At 65.2% G+C, this 14,516-nt stretch carries 11 protein-coding genes; 4 read left to right on the top strand and 7 right to left on the bottom strand.

Annotation, left to right across the window (positions count from 1 at the left end):
• Positions 1–49: 49 nt before the first annotated feature.
• From fabG1 to ASH04_RS23620, 6 genes are all read right to left on the bottom strand, one after another.
• On the bottom strand, positions 50–772 hold the full coding sequence (gene fabG1 / locus ASH04_RS23645) for a 3-oxoacyl-ACP reductase FabG1 (RefSeq protein WP_057474703.1): 723 nt from the start codon (positions 770–772) through the stop codon (positions 50–52).
• A 66-nt stretch (positions 773–838) separates the two neighbouring features.
• Positions 839–1,837, bottom strand: coding sequence for a VWA domain-containing protein (locus tag ASH04_RS23640; RefSeq protein WP_027497035.1), 999 nt, complete (start codon positions 1,835–1,837; stop codon positions 839–841).
• Positions 1,834–2,820 (bottom strand): DUF58 domain-containing protein, encoded by a 987-nt coding sequence (locus ASH04_RS23635; RefSeq protein ID WP_032365771.1) that lies wholly within the window; start codon positions 2,818–2,820, stop codon positions 1,834–1,836. Before ASH04_RS23635 ends, ASH04_RS23640 begins: the two co-directional genes overlap by 4 nt.
• On the bottom strand, positions 2,817–4,154 hold the full coding sequence (locus tag ASH04_RS23630; RefSeq protein ID WP_057474702.1) for an AAA family ATPase: 1,338 nt from the start codon (positions 4,152–4,154) through the stop codon (positions 2,817–2,819). Before ASH04_RS23630 ends, ASH04_RS23635 begins: the two co-directional genes overlap by 4 nt.
• Before the next feature lie 266 nt (positions 4,155–4,420).
• Positions 4,421–5,971 (bottom strand): NlpC/P60 family protein, encoded by a 1,551-nt coding sequence (locus ASH04_RS23625; protein WP_371129002.1) that lies wholly within the window; start codon positions 5,969–5,971, stop codon positions 4,421–4,423.
• Between the two features lie 403 nt (positions 5,972–6,374).
• Positions 6,375–6,917: an Rv1476 family membrane protein gene (locus ASH04_RS23620; protein WP_057474701.1), complete on the bottom strand. Its 543-nt coding sequence runs from the start codon at positions 6,915–6,917 to the stop codon at positions 6,375–6,377.
• 347 nt (positions 6,918–7,264) lie between these two features.
• Here ASH04_RS23620 and ASH04_RS23615 point away from each other — a divergent pair, with 347 nt between their 5' ends.
• Positions 7,265–10,075 (top strand): aconitate hydratase, encoded by a 2,811-nt coding sequence (locus ASH04_RS23615; RefSeq protein ID WP_027497032.1) that lies wholly within the window; start codon positions 7,265–7,267, stop codon positions 10,073–10,075.
• 117 nt (positions 10,076–10,192) lie between these two features.
• Positions 10,193–10,774, top strand: coding sequence for a TetR/AcrR family transcriptional regulator (locus ASH04_RS23610; RefSeq protein WP_027497031.1), 582 nt, complete (start codon positions 10,193–10,195; stop codon positions 10,772–10,774).
• On the opposite strand, the gene ASH04_RS23605 is transcribed toward ASH04_RS23610, so the two are convergent.
• The gene (locus tag ASH04_RS23605) at positions 10,762–12,393 is read right to left on the bottom strand and encodes an ABC-F family ATP-binding cassette domain-containing protein (protein WP_027497030.1); all 1,632 of its coding nucleotides are present in this window, start codon (positions 12,391–12,393) and stop codon (positions 10,762–10,764) included. The genes ASH04_RS23610 and ASH04_RS23605 overlap by 13 nt on opposite strands.
• A gap of 156 nt (positions 12,394–12,549) precedes the next feature.
• Between ASH04_RS23605 and ASH04_RS23600 the strand changes: the two genes are divergently transcribed.
• Together ASH04_RS23600 and ASH04_RS23595 are read left to right on the top strand one after the other, a co-directional pair.
• Entirely contained in the window at positions 12,550–13,338 is a 789-nt protein-coding gene (locus ASH04_RS23600) for an SDR family oxidoreductase (protein WP_057474700.1), read from the top strand.
• Positions 13,335–14,477 (top strand): lycopene cyclase family protein, encoded by a 1,143-nt coding sequence (locus tag ASH04_RS23595; RefSeq protein WP_057474699.1) that lies wholly within the window; start codon positions 13,335–13,337, stop codon positions 14,475–14,477. The genes ASH04_RS23600 and ASH04_RS23595 overlap by 4 nt, the downstream gene beginning before the upstream one ends.
• Positions 14,478–14,516: the final 39 nt, after the last annotated feature.

Below are 14,516 nucleotides of genomic sequence, written 5' to 3'. Positions count from 1 at the left end.
CTTAATTCGGAGGTGAAATTCTATCGAAATCGTTGTGCGAGAGGGTTTCTCAGTGCCCCATGCCCATGCCGCCGTCGACGGGAATGACAGCACCGGACACGTACGACGAGTCCGGTCCCGCAAGGAAACTCACGACTGCTGCAACGTCCTCGGGCTGACCGAGACGCTGAAGTGGAATGTATTCCTTCGCCTTGCCGCGCAAGTCGTCCGACAACTCTGCGGTCATGTCGGTTTCGATGAATCCCGGTGAGACGACGTTGGCCGTGATGGACCGCGAACCCAACTCCCTCGTGATCGACCGGGCCATGCCGATGACTCCGGCCTTGGACGCCGCGTAATTGATCTGCCCAGGCCCGCCGGCCATCGCGACAACGGAACTGAGGAAGATCATCCGACCCCAGCGCGCGCGCAGCATGGCCCGGTTGGCGCGCTTGGCCACTCGGAAGGCTCCGGTCAGGTTCGCATCGATGACCCGCTGGAACTGCTCCTCGGTCATACGCATCAGCAGGGTGTCGTCGGTGATGCCCGCGTTGGCGACGAGTACCTCGACGGGTCCGTGCTTCTCCTCGACCTCCTTGAAGGCCGCGTCGACCGAATCGGAGTCGGTGACGTCGCAGACGACCCCGAGCAATCCGTCGGGTGCCCGGGATCCGCGGTGGGTGACGGCCACCTTGTGCCCGTCGGCACTGAGCCGTTGGGCGATGGCCAGACCGATACCCCGGTTACCTCCGGTGACGAGTACCGATCGCGCGATGAAGTCAGGTGTGGACATGCCTAGCAACCTATCTGTTCGTCCTGGAATGACAAAGCGAAACTTACTGGTGAGTAATAACAGCGATCACGGCAATCGTTGCCGCATCACCAACGCCGAACCGAGCCCGGCGGAGATGCACAGGACACCGAGGATCAACCAGGGTCGCGATGCGTCCCCGCGGGTGATCTCGAAGCCGATCTGCTCCTCCAGGGTGTCGTAGACGTCTCGGAGGCCCTCGAGCGAGGAAGCCGTGAAGAAACTCCCTCCGGACAGAGTCGCGATCTCGCGCAACGACGGGTCGTCGACCGGAACGGGGACGCGCTCGACCCCGCCTCCACCTTCGTCTTCGATCTCGACCGACCCGTAGCTGGTGCCGAACGAGATCGTCGAGATCGGCACTCCCTTGTCCTTGGCTGCGCGCGCTGCGGTGTAGCCGCCCCGTGGATCGTCGAGGTTCTGGGGAACGGTTTGCTTACCGTCGGAGAGCAGCACGATGCGGGCCGGCGGTGCCGCGTCGCCACCCCCGAGGATCGCGCCGAGAGTGTCGATCGACTGCAGCGAGGTGAAGATTGCTTCACCGGTGGCCGTCCGCTCGCTGAGCTGCAGTTTGTCGATTGCCGACTTGGTGGCGTCGCGGTTGGCCGTGGGTGAGACCAATACCGATGCAGTGCCGGCGAATGCGACGAGACCGAGGTTGATGCCGGGTGTGAGGCCATCGGCGAACGACTTCGCTGCTTCTTGGGCCGCAGCCAGCCGAGTGGGTTCGACGTCCGTCGCTTCCATGGACAGCGACACATCGATGACGAGCATGACCGTCGCGCGGTTGCGTGGAACACGTTGATCGGCAGTGGGGCCGGCCAACGCGACGGTCAGGAACATCAGCCCGACCAGTACCAGTGCGGTCGGGAGATGACGCAGACGATTGGGCCGGTTCGGCGCGACCGACTCGAGCAACTCCATGTTGGAGAAACGCAGCACGTGCTTCTGCTTGCGGCGTTGAATCCAGACGTACCCCGCCGTCAGGGCGAGGACGACGACGAGAAACGCAAGCCACCACGGCGCAGAGAAATCGGTGAGGCTCATCGCGAACCTGCCCTCGCGGTATTGGTGAAACCGGAGCCGATGGTGTGCCTGCGAGCAGTGACGAAGCGGACGACATCGGCGATCCAGTCACCGTCGGTGCGCAGAGTCAAACGCGGTGCCCCGCATCGGCGCAACGCTTTCTCCACGTCGTCGCGGTGTGCTGCGGCTGCTCGCGCGAAGTCGGCGCGGAGCCGGGGCGTCGCGGCGAACTCCCGAGTGCGGCCGGACTCCGGGTCGTGCAGAACCACGTCTCCCACATCCGGAAGTTCGAGGTCTCGCGGATCGAGTACCTCGACGGCAAGTACGTCGTGTCTGGCAGAGATCGCCCGCAGTGATCGCTCCCAGTCGATCGGGCCGAGGAAGTCGCTGATCACCACGGCCAGACCGCGCCGGCGTTCGGGACGCCGCAGCGCCTCGACGGCGTCGCGAAGATCTCCGCGGACGCCGTCTGCGGCGGACGGTGTCGTAGCGATCGTCCGCAGCATCGACTGGCTGTGTACCCGCCCCCCGCGCGCTGGGATTCGCGTCGTCGTCGCGCCGGTGGCCACGACAGCTCCGATGCGATTACCACCGCCGCCGGTCAGGTGGGTGATGGCGGCCGAGGCCGCGACCGCGAGATCGCGCTTCTCGCACCCCGCGGTTCCGAAGTCGAGGCTGGCCGACAGATCGACGACAAGCCACGTTTCCAGTTCGCGATCGGCCACCGATTGCCGCACGTGTGGGTGTGTCGTCCGGGCAGTGACCGACCAGTCCATCTGCCGAACGTCGTCACCGGGCTGATACTCGCGCGCGTCCCCCGGTTCGGATCCCGGGCCGGGTATCAGGCCGAGGTGGTCGCCGTGCAGAACGCCGTCGAGACGCCTCCGCACCGTTATCTCGAGCGTGCGCAGCGCAGCGGCCAGCTTCGGATCACGCAGTTCGCCGGACCGAAACGACGGCGGCCGTGAGACCGCACCTCGGCCGGCTCTGTCGGCTGCGCTCACTGACCCGGCGAACCGGTCGACGATGCATCACCCGACGGCTTGTGCAGCGACGGAGCGGGTTCGCCGGCCGGACCGCCCGGTGGGCGCTGCTCGGGTCCGGGCTGGGGTGCCGAGCCGGGCCCTTGCCCGGGGAACTGCGGCTGACCCGGGTACTGCCCCTGGGTCGGGCTCTGTCCCTGCCCCGGATTCTGTCCCTGTCCCGGAGTCTGTCCCTGCCCCGGGTACTGCCCCTGGGCCGGATGCGGTACCTGAGCCGGATACTGCGGCCCCGCTCCCGGAAACTGCGGTGTGCCCTGTTGGCCACCGAAGGGCTGACCGGGTGCGGTGCCGTTGTCCTGCGACATCGGAACCGCCTGCGGCGACACCTGCGGTAGTCCGACGGTCTGCAAAATGCGGGAGATCACGGTCTCGGGCGTCACTTCGTCGGCGAGGGCGTCGTAGGAGAGCACCAGCCGATGCCGGAGCACGTCGGGAATCACCTCGAGCACGTCCTGAGGAACGACGTAGTCGCGGCCTCGCAGCAGGGCGAGGGCGCGGGACGCAGCGATGATGCCGAGGGTCGCACGCGGGGAGGCCCCGTATGCGATCCAGCTGCCGACATCGTCCAACCCGAACTGTTCGGGCGTGCGGGTGGCGGCGATGACCCGAACCACGTAGTCGACGAGCGCGTGGTGCACGAACACCGAACTGGCCAGGTTCTGCAGACGGACCAACTCGACAGGGTCGAGTATCTGCTTGGGCTCGGGGGCCTTGATCCCCATGCGGTAGACGATCTCGCGTTCTTCCTCCACCGTCGGGTAGTCGACGACGATCTTGAACAGGAAGCGGTCGCGCTGGGCTTCCGGGAGCGGGTACACGCCTTCGTTCTCGATGGGGTTCTGCGTCGCCATCACCAGGAAAGGATCGGGCATGGGGAACGTCCTGCCACCGATGGTCACGTGCCGCTCGGCCATGACTTCGAGCAGCGCCGACTGGACCTTCGCCGGTGCTCGGTTGATCTCGTCGGCAAGGACGAAGTTCGCGACGACCGGGCCGAGTTCGGTGTCGAACTCTTCGCGGCCCTGACGGTAGATGCGGGTTCCGACCAGGTCGGTGGGCACCAGGTCCGGGGTGAACTGGACGCGGGAGAACGAGCCACCGACCACGCGGGCGAACGTCTCCACTGCGAGGGTCTTCGCCACGCCGGGAACGCCTTCCAGCAGCACATGCCCACGGGCCAACAAGCCGACCAGAATGCGCTCGACCAGACGATCCTGACCGACGATCACCCTTTTGACCTCGTACACGGCCTTCTCGAGAAGCCGAACGTCCTCGGCGAGATCGGGACTGTCCACCCGCTCCGGCTCCCCACCCCGAGGATTCGGACTCGAAGACCCGATCTGTGTCGGCTCCTCGTCGTTCGAAATCCGGCCGTCACGTGATGTCACCAAGAATTCACCGCTTTCAGTCGATCATCGTCGGGCACGTTCCATACCGCCGAGATCAACTATTCCAGGTGATGCTCGCGCGCGCCGAAACCCACCCCTGACCCGCGCGCCGGAGTGGAGCCTGCGGAACGACGCAGAAGTACCGAACAGCGACCTCGGGAGCGACAGCGAGCTCAGGACACCATGCGCACGGCGTACGGCGTCATACCGCTGTATCTGACGTCGGAGACCTTGACCACCGATCCGGATTGCGGAGCCTCGAGCATCTTCCCGTCGCCGAGGTAGAGCGCGACGTGCTGACTGGCGTTCGGTCCGTAGAAGATCATGTCGCCACGCTTCATCTGCGACGACGGAACCTGCTTGCCTGCCGTGTACTGGTAGCCGGTGTAGTGGGGCAGAGAGATACCCAGACCTGCGAATGCGTAGATCATGAGGCCGGAGCAGTCGAAGCCGACCTTGTTGTAGTCGCCGTAACTGTCTGCGACTCCGCCGTCTCGGATTCCCTTGGTCGGCCCGTTCTCGTCGCCGCCGCCCCAGGAATACGGAACACCGAGCTGGCTCATCCCGCGGTCGATCGCCAATTCCACGGCAGCACTGCCCGTGACCGACGGTGTGGTCGAGGGCTTGGGCTTGCTGGGAGTGGGCTTGCTGGGTGTGGGCTGGGTCGGAGTCGTGGTTCCGCTCGAACTGTCGGAGTCGGTGGACGAACTCGAGTCGTCGTCGACATCGACGTGCGAGCGTTGGCCCTCGGCGATCGCAGCGGCTCGCTGTTGTGCGGCCAGGTTGGCCGAGACCCGGGCCGCCGCCTGAACCGCGGCCTCACGAGCGGCAGCTGCGGCTGCTGCTATTGCTGCGTCCTCTGCTGCCTTCTGCGCCTCCCAGTCGCTGTATGCGGCTCGTTGACCCTGGAGGCCGGCCACATTGCTTCGGGCTGCGTCGAGCTCGGTCTGAGCGGCGTCTCGCTGGGACTCGATAGCGGCTTTCTGATCGGCCTCGGCTTGCAACGCCGCCTGCGCTGCAGCGATGGCCTGCTCGGCCTCGGCCTTCTTGGATTCGGCTTCGGACGCTGCCGCGTCCGCCTGCTGCTTGGATTCGCGGGCGGCCGAGTCCCGGTTCGCCTGCTCGGTTCGGGCCCGCTGGAGGCTGTCGAGCACGGCATTCTGGCTGTTGGACAGCACCTTCAGGACCTGGGCGCGGTCGAGAACGTCGTCCGGTCCGCTCGAACCGAGGAACGACGCCATCGAGGCGACGCCCGAGCCCTGGGTGTAGCTCGATTTGGCGAATTCGTCGAACTTGCGCTGGGCTGCCTGAATCTGTGTGCCTGCATCGGCGAGCGCCTGCTGCGCTGCTCCTACGACTGCTGCGGCCACGTCGGCGGCGTCCCGTGCGTTCTGCAGGTCGACCAGGGCTTTGTTGACGCCTTCTCGCTTCACGGCGACCTCGTCGTCGAGCTGTGCGAGTTGCTGGTTGGCGGATGCGATCGCGTCGATCAGCTGTCCGACCTGCCCCAGGCGTGAGTCGACGGCGCTGCCGGCCGCGGCGATGTCGGTATCGGACGGGTTGGGCGGGGGCGGCGGTACCGCGGCGGCGACCCCGGGCATGGTCGCGGTCAGCGCGAGAACCAGACCGGCACCTGCCAGTACGAATCGGGTACGGACGAGCGCTCTGCGGCGCGTGCCGCGAACTGGACGTCGGCTCACAAATGTCTCCCTCGGGTCCGGCATTCACTCGGGTCCCGAGAGGACCGTCGTGCCGTCGAGGCGTTCCCCGTTCCCACCCCGATCGCAGGTGACGGTGAACATGTTCGCCGGGCGGGAAAGTGGCGCGCAGCGACACGACAGGTGCGAACCACGTCAGTCACACCCGAAGCAGTGGCCTCCCGAGTTCCCCACGGACGACACCTGCCTTCTGCGACACTCCTTCCCCAGCAGTGCCAATGGCACCGTACGACACTTCGCACACTAAAGAAACTCCAGTCACAAATGACACATTTGTAATTCCACCAGGCATAATGCCGTGAACTCGGTGTTTGCCCGAAACAATTTTTCGGACTTTTTCCGGACCGACGTCCGGTGGCGTAATCGCGCGTCGGTGTCGGTCGGTCGAATGACGAATGTGCGCGCTACGTCAGCGCTCGACGGGCTGTGCTTCGTGCGGGTCGGCAGTGGCCGACCGCGCGCGATATCGCCGGACCTTCACAGCGGCTGTCAACGCGGCCACCGCAGCGACGATCACCACCAGCCCACCCGTCAGCAAGCCCCACGGAGTCTGGTCCTCGACGAGGGTGTCGACGAAGTTGTCGGCGGCGACGACGTGATTTCCGGTGTAGGTGCGATCCTGCCCGGCTTCGAGTGTCACTCGGCTGATCGAGTCGCTGAACGTTCCGACCTGCCCCGGGCTCAGCACCAACACCGTTCCGCCCTCGCGGGCACCGACCGCAGTGGCGAGGTCGCGTAGCTGCGAATCGTGACGCGGTTCGTCGGGGACGATCACGATGCTCAGATCGATTCCGTGGTCCTCGGCTCGGTTCACGGCGGCAGTCAGTCCGTCCTGCTCGCCCGCAGGAGCGCTGACTCCCGACTCGCGGACCGTGGCGACGATGCTGTCGACGTCCAGACCTGCCGGGATATCGGTGGCAAGTGGGGAAACAGCGTGGATCGGCTCAGTCATCTCTCGTCCAGTCGGTAGGAACCAGTCGCGTGGAACCCTACGTCACGGTGCAGTCGATTCTCGGGAGGCAGGTATGCCCGACGCGGCAACTGAGGCCGCCCTTCATTGCGTCGCACGAAGCACTACGTGAGGATTGTGACGTGGGTCGTTCTCTCGGTGTCCACCGCGAAACAGACCCGCACGTTTTCACAGGACAAGCGTACTGTTAGACTTCCATCGAGACACTGCCCGAGGGTCCGCAAGCACTCCGCACGCGGGATGCCATGCCGAGACACACGGTCAGCGCCTCGCTTCAACCGTCGACACAGCCCCGTCGGCGGTGTGCCTCATAGACGAGTGGAGCTGAAGTGACCGCAAGTAACAATTCATTCGGTGCAAAGGGCACCCTCGAAGTCGGAGAGAACTCGTACGAGATCTTTCGGCTGTCGGCCTTGCCCGGTGCCGAGAAACTGCCCTATGCACTGAAGGTCCTCGCGGAGAACCTCCTTCGCACCGAGGACGGTGCCAACATCACCGCCGACCATATTCGCTCGATCGCGTCGTGGGATCCCTCGGCCGACCCGAGTATCGAAATCCAGTTCACCCCTGCGCGAGTCATCATGCAGGACTTCACCGGCGTTCCGTGTGTCGTGGACCTCGCCACCATGCGTGAGGCCGTGACCACCCTCGGCGGCGACCCCAACAAGGTCAACCCCCTCTCCCCCGCCGACATGGTCATCGACCACTCGGTCATCCTCGACGTGTTCGGCCGCGCCGATGCACTCGAGCGCAACGTCGACCTCGAGTACGAGCGCAACGGCGAGCGTTACCAGTTCCTGCGTTGGGGCCAGGGCGCCTTCGACGACTTCAAGGTCGTCCCGCCCGGCATGGGCATCGTGCACCAGGTCAACATCGAGTACCTCGCACCGACCGTCATGACCCGCAAGGGCCAGGCGTACCCCGACACCTGCGTCGGAACCGACTCTCACACGACGATGGTCAACGGCCTCGGCGTGCTCGGCTGGGGCGTCGGCGGAATCGAAGCCGAAGCTGCCATGCTCGGCCAGCCCGTGTCGATGCTGATCCCCCGTGTCGTCGGCTTCAAGCTCTCGGGCGAGATTCAACCGGGCGTCACGGCCACCGACGTCGTTCTGACCGCCACCGAGATGCTGCGCAAGCACGGCGTCGTCGGGAAGTTCGTTGAGTTCTACGGCGAAGGTGTGGCCGAGGTTCCCCTCGCCAACCGCGCCACCCTCGGCAACATGAGCCCCGAATTCGGCTCCACCGCAGCCATTTTCCCGATCGACGAAGAGACGATCAACTACCTGCGCCTCACCGGCCGCAGCGACGAGCAGCTCGCTCTCGTCGAGGCGTACGCCAAGGAACAGGGCATGTGGCACGACCCGAAGAACGAAGCCGTGTACTCCGAGTACATCGAGCTCGACCTCAACACGGTCGTCCCGTCCATCGCAGGCCCGAAGCGCCCGCAGGACCGAATCCTGTTGTCCGAGTCCAAGGTTGCGTTCCGCAAGGACATCCACAACTACGTGGAGGAGAACCACCCGGCGCACGAGGGTGACAGCAAGCTGGACGAGGCCCTCAACGAGTCGTTCCCGGCCAGCGATCCCGCGTCGCTGAGCTTCGCGGAAGACGATGCAGTCGACGTGCGGTCCGCCGCATACGGCTCCGAAGGTCGCCCGAGCAAGCCGGTTCGTGTCATCACCGACGAAGCAGGCGAGTTCGTTCTCGACCATGGCGCCGTCGTGGTGGCAGGTATCACCTCCTGCACCAACACCTCCAACCCGTCGGTCATGCTGGGCGCAGCACTGCTCGCTCGCAACGCCGTCGAAAAGGGCCTGTCCACCAAGCCGTGGGTCAAGACCAACATGGCACCCGGTTCGCAGGTCGTGACCGACTACTACGAGAAGGCCGGCCTGTGGCCGTACCTCGAGAAGCTCGGCTACTTCCTGGGCGGCTACGGCTGCACCACGTGCATCGGTAACACGGGCCCGTTGCTCGAGCCGATCTCGAAGGCGATCAACGACAACGATCTTTCGGTGACCGCCGTGTTGTCGGGCAACCGCAACTTCGAGGGTCGCATCTCCCCCGACGTCAAGATGAACTACCTGGCCTCTCCGCCGCTGGTCATCGCTTACGGCCTCGCGGGCACGATGGACTTCGACTTCGAGACCGACGCGCTCGGTAACGACCACGAGGGCAACCCGGTGTACCTCAAGGACATCTGGCCGTCGTCGCAGGAGATCGAGGACACGATCAAGTCCTCGATCAGCCGGGACATGTTCAGCAAGTCCTACGAGACGATCTTCGCCGGTGACAGCCGCTGGCAGAACCTGTCGACCCCCGAGGGCGACACGTTCGAGTGGGATCCCAACTCGACGTACGTGCGGAAGCCTCCGTACTTCGACGGTATGACGATGGACCCGGCTCCGGTCGAGGACATCAAGGGTGCCCGCGTGCTGGCCCTGCTCGGCGATTCGGTCACCACCGACCACATCAGCCCGGCAGGACCCATCAAGGCCGGTACGCCTGCCGCTCAGTACCTCGATTCGCACGGCGTGGAGCGCAAGGATTACAACTCGCTCGGATCGCGTCGTGGCAACCACGAGGTCATGATTCGCGGAACGTTCGCGAACATCCGTCTGAAGAACCAGCTGCTCGACGACGTCTCGGGTGGCTACACCCGCGACTTCACCCAGGACGGTGGCCCGCAGTCGTTCATCTACGATGCGTCGCAGAACTACCAGAAGGCCGGCATCCCGCTGGTCGTGCTTGGCGGCAAGGAGTACGGCTCCGGAAGCTCCCGTGACTGGGCGGCCAAGGGCACCTCGCTCCTGGGCGTCAAGGCGGTCATCACCGAGTCGTTCGAGCGCATCCACCGCTCCAACCTCATCGGCATGGGCGTCGTTCCGCTGCAGTTCCCGGCAGGCGAGAGCGCCGCGTCGCTCAAGCTCGACGGCACCGAGACGTTCGACATCATCGGCGTCGAGAAGCTGAACGAGGGCACCACCCCGAAGACGATGGCGGTGACCGCGACCAAGGAAGACGGAACCAAGGTCGAGTTCGACGCCGTGGTCCGTATCGATACCCCCGGTGAAGCGGACTACTACCGCAACGGCGGAATCCTGCAGTACGTCCTGCGCAACATGATCAGAGGCTAGTCACACGGCACTGTAGACAAACGCCACGCACAGCGATGGGCCCGGAACTCGATACGTGTTTCGGGCCCATCGCCGTATCGGTACGGGCCCCTTCATCGGAAAGTAGGAGTTTCACACGTGCCCAAGGTCAGTGAAGACCACCTGGCGGCCCGCCGCAGCGAAATTCTCGACGGTGCGCGTAAATGCTTCGGAGAGTTCGGCTACGAGGGTGCCACCGTGCGACGCCTCGAGGAGGCGACAGGCCTCTCCCGCGGAGCCATCTTCCACCACTTCAAGGACAAGGACGGTCTCTTCCTCGCGTTGGCGCAGGAGGACGCCCGGCGTATGGCCGAAGTCGCGGCGACGCAGGGTCTGGTTCAGGTGATGCGAGACATGCTGGCCCAGCCCGAGCAGTTCGAGTGGCTGGGAACGCGGCTCGAGATCACCCGACGACTACGAACCGACGCCGACTTCCGAACCAGCTGGGCCGAGCGTTCGGCCGAACTGACCGATGCGACGCTCGGCCGACTCGAGCGCCAGAAGACGGCAGGGAAACTTCGGGACGACGTGCCGAACGATGTTCTGGCCGACTACCTGGACCTCGTTCTCGACGGTCTGGTCGCCAGAATCGCGTCGGGCAACGGCGGGTCGAACCTGTCGGCCATTCTGGATCTGGTGGAAGAATCGGTACGCCGGCGCGACCCGGGTCAGGCCAGCTGAATCAGTTCCAGGTAGTCCTGCGACCAGTGGTCCTCGGTGCCGTCGGGAAGGAGGATGACACGTTCTGGTGAGAGCGCCTCGGCGGCACCCGGATCGTGAGTCACCAGAACGACAGCACCCTTGTAACTGCGCAGTGCGTCGAGAACCTGCTCGCGTGAGATCGGATCGAGGTTGTTGGTCGGTTCGTCGAGCAGCAGAACGTTCGCAGCCGAAGACACCAGTCCGGCCAGCGCCAGACGCGTCTTCTCACCGCCGGACAGCGTTCCTGCGGGCTGTTCGAGCTGTGGTCCGGTGAACATGAAGGCACCGAGTAGCGATCTGAGCTCCTGCTCGCCGGTGTCGGGTGCCGCATGCCGGATGTTCTCCCACACCGACGCCATGTCGTCGAGGGTGTCGTGCTCCTGGGCGAAGTAACCTACGCGCATGCCGTGGCCGGGTTCGATCTCTCCGGTGTCTGCCTTCTCGGTTCCGGCCAGAATGCGCAGCAGTGTCGTCTTACCGGCACCGTTGAGCCCGAGCACCACCACGCGGCTCCCCCGGTCGATCGCCAGATCGACGCCGGCAAAGATCTCCAGCGACCCGTACATCTTGGTCAGGTTCTTGGCCATCAACGGTGTCTTGCCGCAGGGGGCAGGCTCAGGAAAGCGAATGTGCGCAACCTTGTCGGATACGCGCTCCGCATCGAGGTTGGCCATCAACTTGTCTGCTCGCTTCGCCATATTCTGTGCCGCAACGGCTTTGGTTGCCTTGGCACCCATCTTGGCGGCCTGGACGCGCAGCGCACCCGCCTTCTTCTCCGCGTTCGCGCGTTCGCGACGGCGCCGTTGCTCGTCCGTGGCGCGTGCGTCGAGGTACTTCTTCCAGTTCATGTTGTAGATGTCGGCCTCACCGCGCACGGCATCGAGGAACCACACCCTGTTCACGACATCACCGAGCAGTTCGACATCGTGACTGATCACGATGAGTCCGCCCTCGTGGTTCTGCAGGAAACTGCGCAACCAGGTGATGGAATCGGCGTCGAGGTGGTTGGTGGGCTCGTCGAGCAGCAATGTGGTGTTCGAGCGTCCGCCACTGCCGTCGGATGCGGCGAACAGAATGCGAGCGAGTTCGACGCGTCGACGTTGACCACCGGACAGGGTCCGCAGCGGTTGACCGAGGATGCGATCGGCCAAGCCGAGGCTGTTGCAGATGCGAGCCGCTTCGCTTTCGGCTTCGTAGCCGCCGAGGGACGCGAACCGCTCTTCCAGCTCGCCGTACTTACGGACGGCTTTGTCGAGCAATGTCTCATCGGCAACCTCGGCCATCAGAGCCTGCTGCTTCTCCATACTGTGCAGGAGGGTGTCCAGCCCGCGGGCCGACAGCACCCGGTCCTTGGCCAGCACGTCCAGATCGCCCTCTTTGGGATCCTGCGGGAGGTAGCCGAGGTCTCCGGTGCGTACGACCTCACCGGCATAAGGTTCGCCCTCGCCCGCCAGGATGCGCAGCGTGGTGGTTTTTCCGGCACCGTTGCGGCCGACCAGCCCGATGCGGTCACCTGCCTGCACGCGGAGCGCGGGCCCCTCGGTGGACAGAAGGGTCCGCACACCGGCACGAACTTCGAGGTCGGTGGCGGTGATCACGCGTGAGCTCCTAGCGATTGCCGAACAAGATGAGTGCTCGTCAACCGACGAGCGAGCAATGAAAGCGCCGTAGGTCGGCACAGCAAACCCCCATTTTAGCTCAGCATTCACGTGCCTCCACCCAGGAACGCAGGTGACCCCGGTAACGTCTGAGCGATGACCGACGTCACCGAAACGGCCACTGCCCGCCCAGCCCTGCCCCTCGACCTCACCGGACGGACCGCACTGGTCACCGGGGGTAGTCGAGGCATCGGCCGCGCGATCGCCGCAGAACTGCTCGCGCGCGGTGCCAACGTGGCCATCACTGCGCGTAATCGGGAACCGTTGCTGGCCGTCGCGGCGGAACTCGGCGACTCCGTACTCGCGCTGGACGGTAACGCGGGCGACCCGGAACACCGACGCACCGCAGTGGACCGCACCGTCGAGACCTTCGGTTCGCTGGACATCCTGGTCAACAACACCGGTATCAACCCCGTCCACGGCTCGCTGATGGATGCCGACCTCGTCGGTGTCAGCAAGATCTTCGACACCAACGTCGTCGGCACGCTCGGCTTCGTGCAGAACGCGTTCCATGCGTGGATGGGCGAACACGGCGGTGCGGTCGTCAACATCGCCAGCGTTGCAGGCATCCGCTCCACCGGAGTCATTGCCGCGTACGGCGCATCCAAAGCTGCGTTGATTCGGCTCACCGAGGAGCTGGCATGGCAGCTCGGTCCGAAGATCCGCGTCAACGCGGTAGCGCCGGGCGTGGTGAAGACCAAGTTCGCCGAGGCGTTGTTCGCCGGCGGTGAAGAAGCCGCAGCGGCCGGCTACCCGATGAAGCGACTCGGTACCCCCGAGGACGTGGCATCGCTCGTCGCGTTCCTGGTCTCGGACGCGTCCTCGTGGATCACCGGCGAGACGGTGCGCGTCGACGGTGGCCTGCTCGCCACCGGCGGAATGTGAGCGACCTGTCGGCCGACGTCGCCGTGGTCGGGCTGGGACCGGCGGGTCGCGCGATCGCCCACCGCTGCGCGACCGCGGGTATGGACGTTCTCGCACTCGATCCGCACCCGTCCCGAACCTGGACGCCGACCTACTCGGCATGGGCGGACGAATTGCCGTCATGGCTCTCGGAGTCTGCAATCGCCTCGACTGCACGCAGGCCCGCAGTGTGGACCGATCGGCATCGCGTCATCGACCGGACGTACTGCGTGCTCGATACGCATGCCCTGCAAGCCTCGCTGTCCCTCGACCTCGTACGAGTGCGCGCGGGCACCGCAGTCGACGTCACCGGCACCCGCGTCACCACCGTCGACGGGACGGTCGTCACGGCTCGCCACGTCGTCGATGCGCGAGGAACGCTCGACTCGCGTGATCTGGCGCAACAGACCGCATACGGAATCGTCGTCGAGCGGGAACGCGCCGAGCCCATTCTGGAAGGCTCCGACGCCTGGTTCATGGATTGGCGTACCGACAACGGCGTACGACCCGGTGAAGTTCCGAGTTTTCTCTATGCCGTCGCACTCGACGACCACCGCGTTCTGCTCGAAGAAACGTGCCTGGTCGGCAGGCCCGCCCTCCACCTCGATGTACTCCGGACTCGTCTGCATCATCGTCTCGCCCGACGCGATCTCGTGCCGACCGGGACCGAGGACGTCGAGCGGGTGCGCTTTTCGGTCGAACCTCCGCCGCGCTCGCGGCTGCACACCCCACGAAGCGGGCCCGTCCTGTTCGGGTCGCGGTCGAATCTGATGCATCCGGCGACGGGATACAGCGTCGCCGCGTCGTTGGCGTCTGCCGATCACCTGGTCGACGGACTTCGCACCGGCAAGCCGGGGAGCCGACGTGCACTCCACACCTGGACGGTGCAGAAGCTACGCAATCTGGGTCTGCGCACTGCGTTGAGCCTCGAGCCGGAGATGGTTCCGCAGTTCTTCGCCAGCTTCTTCTCGCTGCCGGTCGAACTGCAACGCTCCTACCTGTCCGGTCACGACGACGCCATGGGGACCATGACCGCAATGCTGAGAATGTTCCCTACGCTTCCGGTCTCGGCCAGGCTCGCCATCGCGCGCACCGTCGTCCACGCTCCGAGACGCGGCTGAGTTTCTCGGCAACGGTCGACACACAGGCGCCCGGTCGGC

The organism is Rhodococcus sp. Leaf233, from assembly GCF_001426165.1.
Lineage (GTDB): Bacteria > Actinomycetota > Actinomycetes > Mycobacteriales > Mycobacteriaceae > Rhodococcoides > Rhodococcoides fascians.
Note: the sequence above shows the minus strand (reverse complement) of the source record. Positions and strands in the feature narration are given on the sequence as shown.